The organism is Photobacterium leiognathi (assembly GCF_030685535.1).
Taxonomy (GTDB): domain Bacteria; phylum Pseudomonadota; class Gammaproteobacteria; order Enterobacterales; family Vibrionaceae; genus Photobacterium; species Photobacterium leiognathi.
The window spans coordinates 142332-159163 of the sequence record NZ_CP131599.1 but is presented as its reverse complement, the minus strand read 5'-3'; the positions used below and the strand labels follow the sequence as shown (position 1 = coordinate 159163).

The following is a 16832-nucleotide window of genomic DNA, read 5'->3' as shown; positions in this document are numbered from 1 at the left end:
TTAACACCTGTCAACAATTTTGAACTAAACAGTTTAGTTTGATAAAATAAAAAGCAATGACGATTGAGGTAGCTATTTATGTCCAAACAAGAACAAAAGAAAATAAATATTATCAATAAAACCATTGAGTTATGTTCTAAATATGGTTTTCATGGCACCAGTATGGACAACATCACGTCAGCAACAGGTGTATCGAAAGCAACTATTTATAAGTACTTCAATTCAAAAGAGAATTTAATAGCCGAAGCGCTAGCCATCTTTAGTCAACAAGCGATTGAAAAACTGGAGTTACTTTACCATGATAACACCCTAACGTTAGAGCAAAAGCTATCTAGCCGATTTGATGGACTGTTAGATTTGTTTAATCGACATGCTTTTCATGGCTGCTATTTTCAATTGGCTTACAGCGAATTTAATCAAATAGATCCTAATATCGGCCAAATTTGCAGCGGCTATAAACAAAAACGACTGACAATGTTAGGTGAATTATTGCAGAACGAAGGGATAAAAGACCCAACATACAAGGCCAAACAAGCCGAACTTATTTTCAATGGGTTACTTGCTACTTTGCAAATTACGGAAGATCAGTCCCTAATCCCAATCGCCAAAGACATGTATCTGACTGCGATATTAAAAAGCTAATACTGCGATTATTTTATTTGCATTTTTGAGGTCAAAACAAAATAGCACTCTTGCCATTATCGCGTATATTAAATGATAACGACTATCATTTAATTAGGCGGTATTTATGGACACAAGCGAACTACTCCCACTCTATGTTGTTATATCTCTAGTTTTGTTTCTGTTTTTTGTCGTTTTTTTATACATCCAGCTTTCCATTAAAGCGAAAAAAGACAGTATTGATGGCTGTTGCATAAAACAAGTGAAAGACGAGACAAAAAGTAAAACGGATACGCCATAATTTTTCTAAAGAGTCACACATTATGTGGCTCTTTTTCTTGATGACATCAAACATTTTCCCCTTCTTTATGTTTTCTTTCCCTAACAATGGCATAGTTGTTTCAAACCGAATTAGACGAGTAACACATGGAATTGAGTGTAGGACAAGTTGCGAAACGCGCAGGAGTCAGTGTTTCGACGTTACATTTTTACGAACAAAAAGAACTGATTATTAGTTATAGAACGGCGAACAATCAACGTCGCTATAAGCGCTCTGTACTGCGCCGTATAGCTGTAATTAAAGCAGCACAAAATGTCGGTTTAACACTACAAGAAATCAAACAAGCCTTAGCTCATATCCCATTAAATGAGAATGTGAAAAAAGAACAATGGGAACAACTGTCTACGATTTGGCATCAGAAGCTTGAAGAAAAAATGCATGAATTAAAGCAACTTCAAACTCAGTTAGGGAGTTGTATTCAGTGTGGCTGTTTATCAATGGAAAGTTGCGCACTGTATAACAATAACGACAGCAATGGGATCACGACGGCTGGAGCAAAACTCAGCGCCCCAAAATGAAAGAAATAAACGGGCATTAATAGAGAAAACTCTATAGCTGTATCTTACGGAGCATAACTTATCAAAATTAAAACAGTCGCTAAGCATCAGTGCCCTACCGCATACCTTCCACTCAGTTTTCATGCAACTAGCACTTCTTAACTCGTTTTTGCCTCAAAACATTAGATCAAATACTCATTCATTTTTTATTAACGTGGTTTTGGATTAGTTTTGTTTTAAATAAGACGGATTAAATACATTTCTTACTCTCAACGTTCTCAATAAACACTTTGAAATAAAATAATGCAATTAAGCTACTGATATTATTAATTTAATTAATTAAAACCACTGAGTTTTAGAAGTATAATTTGCTGTAAAAGTAAGAATGCTTATTAATAAGTTTTTATGAAACAAGGAGGCTACATTGGCAGAAGAGTATTATAGAAAGTCGGTAGAGGTATTCGAAGTTGTTACTGAGGCAGGTAAAAAGCCAGAACGATTTGAGGTGACAACGAACGGAGTGGACTATGAGCAACTAGAAGTCACGATTTTGGAGAAGTTCACTAGTATTGTTGAAGCTACTGAAGAACTTAAAAAGCGTGAAAAGAACGATATACAGGATTTTATTGAGTCCAACCGAGATCTAGTCAGTGATGGCCTTGAACGTTGGTTGAATGAATCAGATTTAGTTGTAACCGCACATAGTTACTTGACTGAAATATTCCCTAATCTACCAGAGTTAGATCGGTTGTCAGAAATCTTAATAGAATTGCTAATGCAACTGTCAAAGTTGGTGTGACGGTTTCATAATCTTGCGTTAAATGGCATGTGTAATATTTGATTTGGAGTTAAATTTGAATACTAGTGATTGGTTTGCCTTTGCAACGATTTTAGTTGCTGCATTATCAGCACTATACGCTCGCTGGGCATGGAGTGAAGCCCATAAGGCTAATAAAATTAGTCTACATGGTCATAAAAAGGAAATTTATGATGCTTTTTTTTGAGCTGAAAATGCATATGGAGCAAGAAGAAGATTTAGCAGAAAGAGATCACATACATAAATTTTATTATGGCTCGCGAAACGCTCGCTTTTATTTTTGTGAGAAAATTGCTGACAAATTACAAAACTATTTCGATCAATGTTTTTATATTGCAGATTTGAATTCCACCAAAATAACTCAAGAGCAACGTTTCGACCTGATGGATAAGGTTAAGGTTGCTAAAGCCTTATCAGTTGAAATTGAAAAGTTAATTAGCGAAGACATTAAGTTAAGCGACTAGGCAGCCATTTAACAAATAAGGATAAGTGTCACGTAGCCGATACCTATCCTTATTTTATCTAATACCTACCAGCCCTAATAGAGCAACTTATCTAAGAAGCTTTTGTCCATAAATAACTTAGCTCATGGGTATGTATAGCTGTGGGTATGTATAGCTTTTAAAAGATAGATAGTATTTTCTGGTAATAATCAAAACGAAAAAACGGCTCGATGCCTAAGCAAAGAGCCGTTTCTCCGTTCCATATACTTTGGGGTTCCAAACCAAAGTATCACCCGAGCCGTTCCACTCGGAAAATCATTGCGTTACTGCAGTTTATGCGTGCAATAATGCCATTGATTCTTTTGCAATTACCCACTCTTCATTTGTTGGGATCACCATTGCAAGTGGTGTGTTTGGCTTAGTAATAATACCTTGAGCGCCAAAACGTGCTGCAGCGTTACCTTCAACATCTTCTTGGTAACCGAAGATCTTCATTAGACGAAGAATTTCACTACGGATTGGCATTGCGTTTTCGCCGATACCACCAGTGAAAATGATGCCGTCTAGCTCATCAAGCGCAACCATGTATGATGCAATGTATTTTGCTACGCGGTAAGTAAATAGCTCAAACGCAAGCTTAGCACCGTGGTGGTGTGGATGATTTTCATCTTCCATCGCTTCAATAATACCGCGACAATCGCTTGTAAAGCCGGATACACCTAGGAAGCCAGAGTTAGTCACTAGCTCTTTCTCTAGACGTTCTTTAGTCCAGCCTTTCTTTAGTAGGTACTCAAGTACGCTTGGGTCGATATCACCACAACGTGTACCCATCATTAGGCCAGCTAGCGGTGTGAAACCCATTGAGGTATCAATACTTTCACCGTTTTTAACTACACATACAGATGCGCCGTTACCTAGGTGAACAGAAATAAAGCTTGATGCGTCAGCAGGCTTGTTAACCACTTTTGCCGCTTCGCGCGTTACAAAGTAGTGGCTAGTACCGTGGAAACCGTAACGACGGATGTTGTACTCTTTGCTAACTTCTTGAGAAATAGCGTAAGTATATGCTTTTTCAGGCATTGTCTGGTGGAATGCTGTATCGAATACCGCATATTGAGACAATGTTGGGAATGCTTTGCTTGCTGCACGCATGCCAATAACGTGGGCTGGGTTATGCAGCGGTGCTAAATCGCTTAGTGATTCGATATCAGCGATAACTTGCTCATCAATTTTTACTGTGTGAGCAAATAGGTTACCACCTTGAACTACACGGTGACCTACAGCCACGATGTCTTCTTTTAGACCTAGCTCTTCAACAAGCGCTACGATACGGTCAACGGCTTGTTGGTGGTGGTTTTCTAAACCGTCTAATTTGAATTCGTGTTTTTCGCCGTTTACTTTCCAGCTTACTACTGCTTCAGGGAGGCCAAAGCACTCACCAAGGCCACTTAACGTAGCTTCACCGTTGACAGTATCAATTAAAGCAAATTTAAGTGAAGAACTACCAGAATTGATTACAAGAACTAAAGAATTGCTCATGGTTATCTCATCAGAATTTTTAAGGGCAAATTTCGGATATTGCTATCCACCTTGAAGCCAGCTTACTGAAAATGTCGAAAAATATATCTATCAACAAGCTTGCCTAACCATCTTACTCAATTTTATTTGAAAATCTCAACTTTTGTTTTAAAAAAAACTCAAAAATTGATTTTTTACTGGTTTAGATCAATTTTTTAACTAGAAATTGATTTCAGCCGCATAAAAATGCACCAATCATTCAAATTTAGTTGAGTATTTACCGTAGAGTAAACCATAAAAAAGCACTTTCAAGCATCTAAGAATTGTAACTTGATGTAATCTTGCATTGTATTAGTGACTTATAATAACGAAAGAGAATAAGAAGAGCGCTCCACAAGGGAATTATTAATCCTTGATAGAATATTTGTGAGATTTTTTGCTAAATTCAATTTTTTTTGATGTGAGTTAAGTAATATTGATAAAGCGCATCGACTTGCTCGCTACACATTAGTGACATTGCACCTTTTAACTCAGTTTTAGACCAATGCCACCATTGCATTTCAAGTAGCATCGCTATTTGTGGTTCTGCAAAACGTTTTTTCACGCAACGTGCTGGATTGCCGACCACCACAGCATAAGGTTCAACATCTTTCGTCACTACAGCCCGAGTTCCGATAACCGCACCATCACCGATTTTCACTCCCGGTAAAATGACACATTCCGCACCAAGCCATACATCATTACCGACGACGGTATCACCTGCTCGCTTGATCCCCGATTGCACCTGCTCACCAAATTCTTGGTAATCAAAAGGAAAGGTGGAAATCCAATCGTGCCGATGACCTTGATTACCAGACAGCATAAACACCACGCCTGAAGCAATGGAGCAATAACGACCAATAATGAGTTTATCAACCTCACCAAAGATCCCTGATTGCCACACTTCTGCACTAGATTTATCTCCCAGTAAGTAATGGACGCATTGATCTTCAAAATGGTGTTGATGGTAATAACCAGAATAATAACTATAGTCACCAACATCTATATTAGGATTAGTGATGTGGCGTTTGATCTCGTACCCTCCTAACCAAGAGGGAAAAATAGTCGATTCCATATCAAACCTTCTTTGTTCTTATTTCAATAAACAGCGTATTATCTCGTTGTAAAAATCACTTAGGATCTAATAACAATGATTGCTCAACTTTATACCGCTTATTTAGGTGAACTTTACGGTATTGTTTTTTTTAAAACCTTTGCTGAAAAGTATAGTGACGATAGCCATAACGACAAATGGCAAACATTAATAAAAGTAGAAGAGCTTACAGCCAAGCGACTGAAATTAGGACTTGAAGCACTGGGACACCCTTGCGCAGACTATGATCAAGCAATGGCGGAGAAAGGCTTAGCAGATGCTGAAAAATGGTTATCACTACCGTGGAAAGAATTAGTTGATACCATGGTGCCGTGGGTAGCTCCTTATCAACAACGCTACCAACAGCAAGCCAATGAAGCGACCGAGCACCAAGCCCTCTTTACCCTTGTCGCGGATCATGAAAATGCTATTTATGATTATTTGTTAGCAGAGCAACGCAATGAGGAAAACAGCCTTGATGTATTGACTGCATTTATCAAAAAATACGCATAACCTATTATAAGAGCAAGGTTTTACACTCAAACCTTGCTTTATCAACCTATTGATAAATAGAATAAAACCATATCCCCTAAGCACTTTTACACTCTATTTCTAACAGTTTAATAACTATACTCTTTCATTTTCCTGACAAAAGAACAGTGTTTTAAAACGAGAATACCCTCAACTTATTCACCCAATGAATAACTCGTTACTAACACCCAGCCACGGTTTAACTAAGGGATCTGATTTTGAAAAAGAAATTACTATTACTTTCTCTACTCGCTTCAACATCGTTAATCGGCTGTAAAGCGCTTCCGATTCCATCAAATGCAAATATGGCGAATCCCGCTGCTAGTTACTGTGTCGATCATGGCGGTCAGTTCTTGACGAGAAAAAATATGGATGGAAGTGAAACTGGTTTATGTCGTTTCCACGACGGAAGCCAATGTGATGCATGGGCATTTAAACGCGGTACCTGTAAAGCAGGCGCAGATGCACCCATCGTTTATGGCGCGACACAATAAATAATCACTTTCATTACTGAATAACAAATATCGGAAGGTAAGCATGAAAAAGTTACTATTAGTTGTTGGTCTATTACTTTCAAGCTCTGTTTTTGCACATGGCAACCCAGCGTCTGAGTACTGTGTACACCATGGCGGTCGTGTTGAACTGCGCACACCTATGGGTGGTAACGGTCAAGTGGGTTACTGTGTATTTAACGACGGTAGCGCATGTGAAGAGTTCGCTTTTATGCGTGGTGAGTGTAAACCATCAGGTAAAACACGTGAGCAGCGCATGGTTGAGCACTGTATCAACAAAGGTGGTTACGTAACGGGTAATTCTTGTAAGTTCACTAAATGGGGTACCACTTGTGAGCTACACGATTTCTACCACCACAAATGTAGCAAGAAGAAAGGCTACAAAGTTTGGTAATACCTAAATAAAAGAAGGGAGCACTTCCCCCTTGCTCCTTCTTTTATTAGCTAACAGCTCAACTACGGTTGGGCTGTTTTTGTTTCTGTCTCTTTTATGGTTTGAGAAGAACTTGGAATATCTAATGATGGGCTTGACCATTGTGCGCCCCAATCATCGGTACTTAGCGGTTTAGGCGCAACAGTGGACGCTTTCTCATCGTCCACATCTTCTTTCACTGCTTCTATATTATCTTCAACATTGGTTTCGGTATTATCTAATATTGCACCTGCCGTAGGACATATAAATAATGCTTCTTCACACAGTAAATCAATATCAGCCATGGTTGGACGATAGCCATCACGAGCATAAACACTATCAAGTAGCGCAATAATGGTATGTGGCGGAACAGGTTGCTGCTTTAAAGCCTTATACACTTCTTTGGCAATATTTTGCACATTGAGAATGGACTCTATACCAATATGTGGTGCCGCTTGATCCCTTGCTTGTCTCGCTTTTTGATAGCCACTTGCATACGCCATCGAAAACCAAATATACGCGACTGCAGCATCATTCGCTGTCGCCCCTAAATGCATCTTCCCTACTAAATATTGCGCTTCAGGGTGATCATGCTCAGCGGCTCGCTCTAACCAATACTTAACTTTTAGCGGATCAGTGTCGACACCTAAGCCAGTTTGATAGCAAAACGCAGTTTTCATAATGCCGTCAACATCGTTCTGCTTAGCAGCACGCAATCGCCAATGAAAGGCTTGTTGCGGCAAATAATGATCAGTATCTTCAACCGCGTACCATTCAGATAGAAACAATAAGGCAGGTAGGTGATCAAATTCCGCTGCTTGCAAAATATTCTCAATCCCTAATTCACTGTTCGCTTCTACCCCTTTGCCTTGGATCAAAAGCAGGCCAAAATAAAATAATGTTTCAGGCGTATTTTGTTTCGCATCAATTAAAGCCTGCCAATAGTTCTGTCTCTTGATCACAAGTCATTGTGTTCAAGAGACTTAGCTAGTTCATATCCTTCAAGGATGGTTTGTAACCTAAACCATCCTTGCCATAATGTCTTTACAGAAGCGCGACCCGTCCGCTTGGTATCTTTCCAACCACCTAACCGTGCAATACTTTTGTAAGCCCACGATATATTTGGTGCTTCTTTGGGCAGCTTTTTCTTCTCCAATTTTAACCACATAAGCTTCCACGCTTTACCTTTTAACACCCGTTCACAACAGCTACTAGATAACTCTTTAGATTCGTTCATAAATCTTAACTGGAGTAAACGAGTAGCAATAAATGCCAAAATAACACTGAGCCTTTCTAAGTTATCTTTACTTTGCATTCTCAGTTGTTCAACTTGCGTGCCTTCACTTTTCCAAACCTTGTGAAAATCTTCTATCAGCCAACGACGCTCATAATAACTGACGATGTTAAGTGCTTCCTCTTTGTTCGTTACAGGCTCTGATGTCAGTAAATGCCATGCGAGCTTGTCGTCACTCTCACCTTGCTCTATACATCCAACATAGTAGAGAGAGATATTATCGAACTCTTTTTTATTAGCGGGAGACTTAAGTGTCACGGGAGCATATTTGATGTCTAGATGAGCCGTGCGGGACTTACGACCGCCTTTTTGCGGTATTTTTAGCTCTTTGCTTCCTGCTGATAACAACTTGGAAGCGTAGTCATAAAGACGATTATCATGCTCCTCGATACAGCGACTTTGCATTGAGCGAACGATAAATCGTTGTTGTTGCTCGTGCTTGTAAGTGAGGTACTCGAATAAATCGGCTTCTCTATCACATACAGAAATAACCTCTGACATTTTCTCGCCTAGTCGCTCTGCAACATGGCGAGATGCTTGTTCCCATTTATAACTTTCTTTTTCTTTGTATGGTCGAGTTGCATGCTGGTGTCTTTGACCACGTTTTTCAATATCTCGGGTCCAGCGTTGTTGTTCGATTAAACCAACTACAGTGTGAGTTTCGGGAGCAAAAAGCAACGTTGAATGAACGAACATTGCTCGGTGTCGATTACCTTGATTGGAATGCCCGAGTGTATCTTGTATGCTGTGATGTGAGTAACTTAGAGAAGTGGTATCTTCCAATGCAAGCAGTGTTTGTTGTTCAAAAGCTTCTTGTGCTGTGACATAGAATCCAGCTTCTGCAATATCTTCTGCTTTGATTTGGTCATTACGAATAAAGCGATAAGCCCCTTCCATATCGGCTGGGGAGATGATGAGTTTTGAGATAGGGATACCAGGTTGTTCAGCCAGAGAGGTAGCTAGAGCAACGAGTCTTTGAGTGCGTCTTGGGTCATTAAGATCGGCTTGACCGAATTGTTTTTGAGCCCAAAGAGTTGGTTCTATATAGGTCATCATAATCATCCTTATCATTGCTTAGATGATCAGATCATGAAACATAAAATTAGTTCAAAAAAATCCCCAAGCATTGGCTTAGGGATTTGTGTATAAGAGACAGGCCAATAGTTAGCCTTTAGTGTTGCTTGCTTATCTGTACTATCGCGACGATATAAACGTGCTAAGGCGTATTGTGCAATTTCATTACCTTGTTCTGCCGCTTTTTCATACCAAACTAATGCTTCTTTAACGTTAGTGATCTCATATTCTTTTGCTAACGATAATTGGCTAGGTATATGCCCCGTACTGGCTTTATAGATCTTTTCTTCACGCTCTGCTTGTTTTGCTTTTTCCAATACTTGTCGGTATTTAATATCTTTAACAACTTGCTGCTGCTTTTCTGTTTGCTGTGTTTTTTGCGTCACAAAATAGCGTGAAATCAACCACCCTAGAATGATAATCGGAATAATAAACAGCCAAATTAGATGAGACATACATCCTCTATCATATGGTGGAATACTATTGATGATTATCGGCTAACAGCCAATAAACTAAAGCTTTTGACTGTCAGCATTAGACCTTGATCATTGTTCCGTGATTGATGCTCACACCATTGCAAACTAGCCAACAGGCTAATTATTAATTTTCACCCGATAAACCACTAAACCGGATTCACCGCCTAATAATGCGCCATTCAGTGACCACAAAATATCGCCACCGCCTAACTTACTGGACATGAGGCAGAATAAAAAATCACATTGAGGATCGAGTTACTTTACTATCCTAACCATACGAACGTATCTCATTAGTGAGATGTTGAATAAATAGATAAGAAGATCCTCAGAACAATGATCAAGGAAGCATTATTTCAAGAAATAGAGTTAAAAGAGAAAGATCATCGTATTTTTACAGTGATGTTTTATTCTAAAGATTTATTTAAATCATATAGTTATAAGATATAACTCATTATTCAAAATTAACCTTGATCATGCTTCCGATAATAATAGTAAAAATGATCTTCATAACATCTAATGGCTGATTAAAATCTATTGATTTTTAGCTATTTTTTGCCAAAAAAGCAATGGATCAGCCCTTGATCATCTTTCCAATCCATTTTACATCACCCGTTAATTAGTCACTCATGATCATCGTTCCGTTATAAAAACAACAAGTTAAGAATGACGCTCTAATACTATCAATGCCATGATCATGTAAAAGCACAAGTATTCAGTTATCGCATACCATTAACTGTTAATGGTAAAGTCGATTTTAAATAAAACCCCAAAAAATCACGATTAAGGAAACGCGCAGAGTATGGATCCTCAAGCACACATTGCTACATTCATTAAGCAGCACCACCTACTAACACTATGCGCTACCTTCAACAACGAGCTATGGTGCGCTAATTGCTATTATGTTTTCGACGCTCAAACCATGGTGTTATATATCATGAGTTCGCCAGAGAGCAGACATGGTAAGTTAATGATAAGTAATAAATTTATATCAGGTACTATCGCACCAGAACCCGATAACATCGCAGATATTCAGGGCATTCAGTTTGCGGGGAAAATAGATTTACTGGAAAATAACGAAGAGGAAACTGCTGTAAATATCTACAATCAACATTTTCCTATCGCAAAAAATATCCCATCAAAAATCTGGAAAATAACGCTAAATGAATTAAAAATGACAGATAATCGTATAAAATTTGGATTTAAGCTTAGTTGGCAAAGAAATTAGCTTCATTTATTTTTCAAAAGCATAGATTTCAATTTTATGTATTTGTCAATAGGTGATTTCCCCCCTATTTTGTTAATAGAAGCTTAGTTATAGTTATCGGCGTTGGTTATCAGGTGTTTTCATCTGAAAAACCAGCATTATCCGAAAGGATCAATCAGAAAATTATAATATGTACCCTCAATTATATTTTCTGATTACCTCTTCTACACGTCGTACAGAATTATGCTCTTTTGAGCCAATTCTTGTTTTGCTTGTCTTTACGACTAAGCTTTTTTTGCTTTTATGCCTAATATATAAGCACCTTGACACCTATATATTTACAAAATCAATTTAATTATTAAAATGTCAGTGTTGGCTGTATTTTTAGGCAATATATGAATTATAAAAACGCCCCCTTTTCACCCCAAATATTCGACCAATTACCTGGTTGCTGGGGGTGTAAAGACATAAACTCGACATTTGTTTATGCAAACCCTGAATATGCAAAAATGATCGGTTTTGATAATCATTTAGATTGCATAGGGAAAACTGATCATCAAATGCCAGCTACAACAGCCGAATCTGCCGAACAATACGTTGAGCAAGATTCAATGGTTGTTGAAACAGGCAGAACTATCAGGGTACTAGATATCCACCCATATCATGATGGGAAATGGCGTGCTCACCTTTTTACCAAAACACCATGGCGCGACCATAATAACCATATTATTGGCACTATATTTTCAGGCATAGAGCTAAAAGATACCGCCGTTCTAGAAGTTAGCTACTGGCTTTGCCGTGCAATTGGCCTGACAAAAGAGCAACAAGATCCATCACAGTTAAAAATTAATATCAAAAAAGAAGATATTGGCTTAAATACACGTGAGTCAGAAGTCTTATTTCTTCTTTTATACGGTAAGAAACCCCAGTACATAGCCAAAACACTAGGGGTCGCGGTAAAAACAATTGAGAATTATGTTCTACGCTTACGTGAAAAATTTAATGCTAATTCTAAAGGCGAACTTTTAGATTTAGCATTAGAGTTAGGCTATGGTTCGAATATTCCAGAAAGTATGTTAAGAACACAACTTTCAATTGTATTAAAAGACTAACAAAAATAAAAAGAGCAGGATTTTCCTGCTCTTTTTATTTTTATGGTGCTAAACGATCAATTTCCCATTGTTCGGTTTTATCATGATAAAGAAAACGATCATGTAGTCGGTGTTCACCACCTTGCCAAAATTCGATCGAATTAATTTTAACTCTAAAGCCGCCCCAAAATGTTGGCAGTGGTACTTCTCCTGCTAAAAACTTTTGTTTTAATTCAAAGAATTTACCTTCAAGTGCTTGTCTCGCTGTTAATCGCTGACTTTGTTTACTTGCCCATGCCGCAATTTGGCTTTCTTTCGGGCGAGAGGAAAAGTAGGTTAGCACTTCACGCTTCGATAACTCTTCGACAACACCTGTAATATGCACCTGACGTTCAATCATATGCCAAGGAAAATGTAAGCTAATCTTATTGTTTTGTTTTAATTGCTGCGCCTTACGACTACCTAAATTGGTATAGAAAACAAAACCTTTTTCGTCAAAGTGTTTAAGTAAAACGATACGCTGAAATGGCTGACCATTCTCGTCAACCGTAGCCACTGTCATCGCGGTTGGATCAGGTAATTGAGCATCAACTGCTTGCTTTAACCAAGCTTCAAATAACACCAGAGGATCGGCGGGTAAATCATCTCGACGTAAGCCTCCTTTTACATACTCTCTTCGAATATCAGCTAATTCCATTTCAATCTCCAATAGTATAAATCTGTTAATGCTTAAATCTTATCAATATCCTTTTGGAAGCAAACACTATTTTCTTATGAATACAGGATTCGTTTGCAAAAAGAAATAGACACATCTATCGAATTTCAACAATAAATGACAAAGAGTACAGTGGCATTTAGGCAGATTTGATAAATTAAACTGAACAACAATTAAGATTTAGTCAGCATAAGTATCCTTTTCTTTTCGCGTTTATGTTGGGCTAGTACTCTACCTTGGTGCTCAGACTATGACACTCTTTAAACGACAAATAATCAGTATTACAACACTCATGTGCTCCGTACTTGGCGTTTCCACAGGAGTGCAACTGTATACGGGTTATAACGCTGTGAGCGATCAACATATCTCTAGAACAAGTGAAGATATTAATCGCGCATTAGACACATTACCTGCAACATTATCTATTCTTGATAATCAAATTATTACACGCCGCCAAGAAAGTGAATTAATAGAAATATTAAATTACCTCTTTCCTGCTCAGCACTACAATCATAGCGCATTATTATTTGCAGATTCGACACCGCTTATTCGAATTGATAATCAACGTAGTATTACCAATGTTCCACAGTGGTTTCAATCATTAATCACTATCCCTGAACATATTGAAAAGCGTATGGTAAATAATAATAACTATGATGTAGGTATTATTGAAGTCAGTGCATCTTCTCGTTGGGCTTATACTAAATACTGGCAGTTATTCAGTAACACACTTATTTCGCATCTTTTTTTAATGCTAGCGGGTGGCTGTCTTATTTACATCATTAGTAAAAAGCACTTCGCATCATTACAACGACTCACAACGCGCGCTCAGAATATAGATAATTTAAATCAGGCACCAATGCCACTCCCTGAAGAATCTGATATAAAAACCATTGTGCGTGCGTTTAATAAACTGACGTATCAATTGGATGTGAATTTCAAAAACCAAGCAAATGAAGCGGTTAAATTACGTGAGCAAGCATATTTAGATCCTATTTCAGGATTAGGTAACCGTAGTTTCTTTATTCATCAAATTAGTTCTTGGCTCGATGAATCACATAAAGGTGGGTTAGCGCTGATTCAAACGACACTGATCAGTGATTATTATGAGCATAAAGGCTACCAAGCTTATGATAAATTAATTAAACAAATTGCAGCACGATTAAATGAAGTGATCATCTATAACGATGCCACAATATCGCGTCTATCTCGTGATGAGTTTGCTGTTTTAATCCCTAACCTTTCCTCTGAAAAACTGACTCTACTCGGAAAAATGATTTTAAAAATTTTCACCAACATTGAACGTAATTCAGATATTGACAGTGCAATAACGACTGACATTGGTTTGGTTTATAACGAAGCGCGTTTAACGCCAAGTCAACTATTAACTCAGTTAGACAACGCGTTAACCCAAGCAAAGCTTACTCCACATGAGTCAATTGCCTTAATCAAAGATCCAACCAGTCACGACACCTTAGGTAAACAACAATGGAAGCAGTTGCTTGAGCAAGCCATTAATGAAGATCTATTCCAATACAAATTTCAGCCTGCAACGCTAGAAAATCGTAGTATCTACCATTATGAAGTCTTCACTGGTATACAGAAAAACAAAGACTTCTACTCTGTTGATCAATTCCTTGGAGCAATTGAAGATTTAAAAATAGGTAGTTGGTTTGACCGTCATGTCATAGTAACGATTATCAACCGCTTGAATGCTGATAGAACCATAGGTCCATTTGCCATTAACGTGACCAATAGTAGTATTGCTGATCCAAGTTTTATTCGTTGGTTAGACAAGCTATTAGCGAACAATACTCAAGTGGCTTCTCGCTTATTCTTTGAGTTACAAGAGATCAGCTGTATTCGAAATACTGATGCCACCAGTATTTTATGTAGCACAATCAAGCGTCATCGCTTTGGTGTTGGTATCGATAATTACGGTCGCCATTTCCAATCACTTACTTATCTAAAAGAGATCAATCCTGACTACGTTAAAATTGATTACGCTTATACCTATCAATTGAACGACCAAACAAAGTCGGCTGTTCTTTCTTCTATTTGCCGCACCGCACATAGCTTAGACATAAAAGCGATAGCAACTCGAGTAGAAACAGAAACCCAGTTAGAACGTCTATCTGATTTGTTTGTCAGTGGTTACCAAGGATTTATTACAGAAAAATATACCCAACTAGAAAAGGTATAATATTTACAGTGTAAATTTAAAAACAAAAGCCAGCCTTATCGCTTAACACCTATCACTTAAGAAATTGATTGGTTGCACGATCTTTCAGATAGTTAAAAATACCCTCAGTTTTGCAAAACTGGGGGTATTTTTTATGTTGTCACATTGGCTCATTGATGTAGATGCGTTTGCAGCACCAGAATCACTCTCATTATTTCAAAGAGACTTACCTCTTGAGTGGATTCAACAAGCATTAGATGAAACCAATAAGGCCAGTATACGCAGACGAAAATTACCTGCGGAATTGGTTGTTTGGTTAATCGTTGGAATTGGCCTATATCGTAATAGATCGATAACCGATGTCTTGAATAAACTTGATTTGCAATTATCGCGATCACAAGGTGATTCTATTGCACCAAGTGCTATCCCTCAGGCACGAAAACGATTGACAGCACAGCCTCTAAAAGCACTTTTCTCACTCACTGCCAAATATTGGACGAAAGCCGAAGATAGCGGAGACACATGGAAAGGCTTACGCCTTTTCTCTGTCGATGGAACTCAATTTAGAAGTCATGATACTCCAGAATTAGCGAGTCACTTTCAGTATGTCAAACACGGTAAGATACAGCATACAGAATACCCTATCGTCAGGTTATGTGCTTTATGCTCCCTTCGTAGTCGATTAATACACAACGTAGCATTTGGTCCCAGCAATATTGGTGAAGAGAACTATGCTAAACAGCTTATATCCTCAATAACGCCAGATTCTTTAACTATTTTTGACCTATGTTATCTTGGCGCCGAGTTGATGATTAATTGGCAACGTCAGCATGATTCGAGTCATTGGATGACTCCAATTAAGTCAAATACGCGATATACCGTCATTAAGCAGCTTGATGAAGCAGGACGAGATTTGATTGTAGAAATGGATGTATCCAAATATGCAAGAGCTAAAGACCCAAGCCTTCCTGAAAAATGGCAAGCCTCGATTAGTGCTTTATCCAGAAAAAACTCAAAAAAATCATATCCAAGGGCTTCTTACTTCCTTAGTTGGTGAGCATTATAGCTATCAAGCTTTGCTTGATGTTTATTTCGAACGTTGGGAGATAGAAAACAGTTATGGTGAAATAAAACATGACATGCTTGAAGATGAAATATTATTGCGTAGTCAATCAGTAGAAGGTATTGAGCAAGAAATATGGGGAATATTGATAGCTTATAATCTTGTTCGCTTAGAAATAAGTAGAATAGCGGCAGAAGCGAATGTTTCACCATTACGGATAAGTTTTATGATGGCGTTAAGAGATATTCAAGATGAATTAATGTGGTGTGCCATCGCTTCGCCAGGTTCTATTCCTCAAAAACTGAGAGCAATGAGAAAACAAGTAAAGCGTTACATATTACCTGAACGAAAAAAACGGCCCAAGCAGAGAGCCGTTCGTATCAATAAAACTCGTTATCCAGTTCGTTCCAAACACCTTAAGTGATAGGTGTTAGCCATATCGCTGGTTTTTTTATTCCCGAAATAATCATCTTCACAAGTCACTTCAAACAATAATAGTAAGAACGTTGACCGTTCTTAACGTAAAACAATAAATGTAATCGTGATATCCCCAAGCAACCTCAAGATGCAGTGTTCAGCGAGACGACATTAGTTCTCAGGCGCGGCAAGGATTCGAAGATATAGTGGTTCTACATTGAGAATCGTTAACAAAGTCTGAGAGCTAAGGACGCTCGCCCTTTAAGAGCGTGCCACTGAGCCGACTTCTTGCGTCAGACAACTTGGAAAGAGCTCGCTATTCCGCTTCGTTGTCTTCCTTGAATTCAACTCAGTGACTTAGCTCTGAATCAGGCATATTGAAGTCGCTTGGGTATATATGATGAAGGTACAAGCTTCAAAAAATCTCTATCTACCAGGTAATGCATCCTTGCTGTATCTAGAAGCGACTTAGATATAAGTTAATAAAACAAAG

General features: G+C 38.2%; 17 protein-coding genes and 1 pseudogene. 12 read left to right on the top strand and 6 right to left on the bottom strand.

Annotated features, from left to right (window positions below; translation table 11 throughout):
- Nucleotides 1-78 precede the first annotated feature (78 nt).
- From Q7674_RS00765 to Q7674_RS00745, 5 genes are all read left to right on the top strand, one after another.
- Nucleotides 79-642, top strand: a complete 564-nt coding sequence (locus Q7674_RS00765; RefSeq protein ID WP_045065801.1) for a TetR/AcrR family transcriptional regulator — start codon at nt 79-81, stop codon at nt 640-642.
- Nucleotides 643-1047: 405 nt separating this feature from the next.
- Nucleotides 1048-1479 carry a redox-sensitive transcriptional activator SoxR gene (gene soxR, locus Q7674_RS00760; RefSeq protein WP_045065803.1) on the top strand — a complete coding sequence of 144 codons (432 nt, stop codon included), beginning with the start codon at nt 1048-1050 and terminating at the stop codon, nt 1477-1479.
- Nucleotides 1480-1882: 403 nt separating this feature from the next.
- Nucleotides 1883-2257: a hypothetical protein gene (locus Q7674_RS00755; protein WP_045065804.1), complete on the top strand. Its 375-nt coding sequence runs from the start codon at nt 1883-1885 to the stop codon at nt 2255-2257.
- A 55-nt stretch (nt 2258-2312) separates the two neighbouring features.
- A complete protein-coding gene (locus Q7674_RS00750; protein WP_155395158.1) occupies nt 2313-2462 on the top strand; it encodes a hypothetical protein in 150 nt (49 codons plus the stop codon).
- Complete coding sequence (locus Q7674_RS00745) at nt 2446-2739, top strand: hypothetical protein (RefSeq protein ID WP_146146575.1); 294 nt, start codon at nt 2446-2448, stop codon at nt 2737-2739. Before Q7674_RS00750 ends, Q7674_RS00745 begins: the two co-directional genes overlap by 17 nt.
- 312 nt (nt 2740-3051) lie before the next feature.
- Here Q7674_RS00745 and Q7674_RS00740 read toward each other — a convergent pair whose 3' ends face one another.
- Nucleotides 3052-4257: an acetate/propionate family kinase gene (locus tag Q7674_RS00740; RefSeq protein ID WP_045065808.1), complete on the bottom strand. Its 1206-nt coding sequence runs from the start codon at nt 4255-4257 to the stop codon at nt 3052-3054.
- Between the two features lie 424 nt (nt 4258-4681).
- On the bottom strand, nt 4682-5350 hold the full coding sequence (locus Q7674_RS00735) for a CatB-related O-acetyltransferase (protein ID WP_045065810.1): 669 nt from the start codon (nt 5348-5350) through the stop codon (nt 4682-4684).
- A gap of 75 nt (nt 5351-5425) precedes the next feature.
- Here Q7674_RS00735 and Q7674_RS00730 point away from each other — a divergent pair, with 75 nt between their 5' ends.
- The 3 genes from Q7674_RS00730 (at nt 5426) to Q7674_RS00720 (ending at nt 6805) form a co-directional block, all read left to right on the top strand.
- A complete protein-coding gene (locus tag Q7674_RS00730) occupies nt 5426-5881 on the top strand; it encodes a hypothetical protein (protein WP_023934961.1) in 456 nt (151 codons plus the stop codon).
- Between the two features lie 236 nt (nt 5882-6117).
- Entirely contained in the window at nt 6118-6393 is a 276-nt protein-coding gene (locus tag Q7674_RS00725; protein ID WP_043129502.1) for a putative hemolysin, read from the top strand.
- A 43-nt stretch (nt 6394-6436) separates the two neighbouring features.
- Nucleotides 6437-6805, top strand: coding sequence for a DUF333 domain-containing protein (locus tag Q7674_RS00720; RefSeq protein WP_023934964.1), 369 nt, complete (start codon nt 6437-6439; stop codon nt 6803-6805).
- Nucleotides 6806-6867: 62 nt separating this feature from the next.
- Here Q7674_RS00720 and Q7674_RS00715 read toward each other — a convergent pair whose 3' ends face one another.
- The 3 genes from Q7674_RS00715 to Q7674_RS00705 are packed head-to-tail and all read right to left on the bottom strand — an operon-like array spanning nt 6868 to nt 9646.
- Nucleotides 6868-7785: a tetratricopeptide repeat protein gene (locus Q7674_RS00715; protein ID WP_237156772.1), complete on the bottom strand. Its 918-nt coding sequence runs from the start codon at nt 7783-7785 to the stop codon at nt 6868-6870.
- On the bottom strand, nt 7782-9170 hold the full coding sequence (locus Q7674_RS00710; protein WP_305422587.1) for an IS4 family transposase: 1389 nt from the start codon (nt 9168-9170) through the stop codon (nt 7782-7784). Before Q7674_RS00710 ends, Q7674_RS00715 begins: the two co-directional genes overlap by 4 nt.
- A 29-nt stretch (nt 9171-9199) precedes the next feature.
- Entirely contained in the window at nt 9200-9646 is a 447-nt protein-coding gene (locus Q7674_RS00705) for an SEL1-like repeat protein (RefSeq protein WP_237156811.1), read from the bottom strand.
- A gap of 820 nt (nt 9647-10466) precedes the next feature.
- Between Q7674_RS00705 and Q7674_RS00700 the strand changes: the two genes are divergently transcribed.
- Complete coding sequence (locus Q7674_RS00700) at nt 10467-10892, top strand: PNPOx family protein (protein WP_045066459.1); 426 nt, start codon at nt 10467-10469, stop codon at nt 10890-10892.
- A gap of 374 nt (nt 10893-11266) precedes the next feature.
- Nucleotides 11267-11983: a helix-turn-helix transcriptional regulator gene (locus tag Q7674_RS00695; RefSeq protein ID WP_305422240.1), complete on the top strand. Its 717-nt coding sequence runs from the start codon at nt 11267-11269 to the stop codon at nt 11981-11983.
- A gap of 40 nt (nt 11984-12023) precedes the next feature.
- Here Q7674_RS00695 and pdxH read toward each other — a convergent pair whose 3' ends face one another.
- The gene (pdxH, locus tag Q7674_RS00690) at nt 12024-12659 is read right to left on the bottom strand and encodes a pyridoxamine 5'-phosphate oxidase (protein ID WP_008988572.1); all 636 of its coding nucleotides are present in this window, start codon (nt 12657-12659) and stop codon (nt 12024-12026) included.
- Nucleotides 12660-12999: 340 nt separating this feature from the next.
- Here pdxH and Q7674_RS00685 point away from each other — a divergent pair, with 340 nt between their 5' ends.
- On the top strand, nt 13000-14880 hold the full coding sequence (locus Q7674_RS00685) for a bifunctional diguanylate cyclase/phosphodiesterase (protein WP_305422238.1): 1881 nt from the start codon (nt 13000-13002) through the stop codon (nt 14878-14880).
- A gap of 133 nt (nt 14881-15013) precedes the next feature.
- Nucleotides 15014-16346 (top strand): annotated as a pseudogene (locus tag Q7674_RS00680) (IS4 family transposase).
- Nucleotides 16347-16832 lie beyond the last annotated feature (486 nt).

Excerpts from the sequence above, each read along its gene's own strand:
- Q7674_RS00735 (WP_045065810.1), bottom strand. The coding sequence starts at position 5,350 with ATGGAATCGACTATTTTTCCCTCTTGGTTAGGAGGGTACGAGATCAAA.
- Q7674_RS00740 (WP_045065808.1), bottom strand. The coding sequence starts at position 4,257 with ATGAGCAATTCTTTAGTTCTTGTAATCAATTCTGGTAGTTCTTCACTT.
- Q7674_RS00730 (WP_023934961.1), top strand. The coding sequence starts at position 5,426 with ATGATTGCTCAACTTTATACCGCTTATTTAGGTGAACTTTACGGTATT.
- Q7674_RS00765 (WP_045065801.1), top strand. The coding sequence starts at position 79 with ATGTCCAAACAAGAACAAAAGAAAATAAATATTATCAATAAAACCATT.
- soxR (WP_045065803.1), top strand. The coding sequence starts at position 1,048 with ATGGAATTGAGTGTAGGACAAGTTGCGAAACGCGCAGGAGTCAGTGTT.
- Q7674_RS00710 (WP_305422587.1), bottom strand. The coding sequence starts at position 9,170 with ATGACCTATATAGAACCAACTCTTTGGGCTCAAAAACAATTCGGTCAA.
- Q7674_RS00695 (WP_305422240.1), top strand. The coding sequence starts at position 11,267 with ATGAATTATAAAAACGCCCCCTTTTCACCCCAAATATTCGACCAATTA.
- Q7674_RS00745 (WP_146146575.1), top strand. The coding sequence starts at position 2,446 with ATGATGCTTTTTTTTGAGCTGAAAATGCATATGGAGCAAGAAGAAGAT.
- pdxH (WP_008988572.1), bottom strand. The coding sequence starts at position 12,659 with ATGGAATTAGCTGATATTCGAAGAGAGTATGTAAAAGGAGGCTTACGT.
- Q7674_RS00720 (WP_023934964.1), top strand. The coding sequence starts at position 6,437 with ATGAAAAAGTTACTATTAGTTGTTGGTCTATTACTTTCAAGCTCTGTT.
- Q7674_RS00705 (WP_237156811.1), bottom strand. The coding sequence starts at position 9,646 with ATGTCTCATCTAATTTGGCTGTTTATTATTCCGATTATCATTCTAGGG.
- Q7674_RS00700 (WP_045066459.1), top strand. The coding sequence starts at position 10,467 with ATGGATCCTCAAGCACACATTGCTACATTCATTAAGCAGCACCACCTA.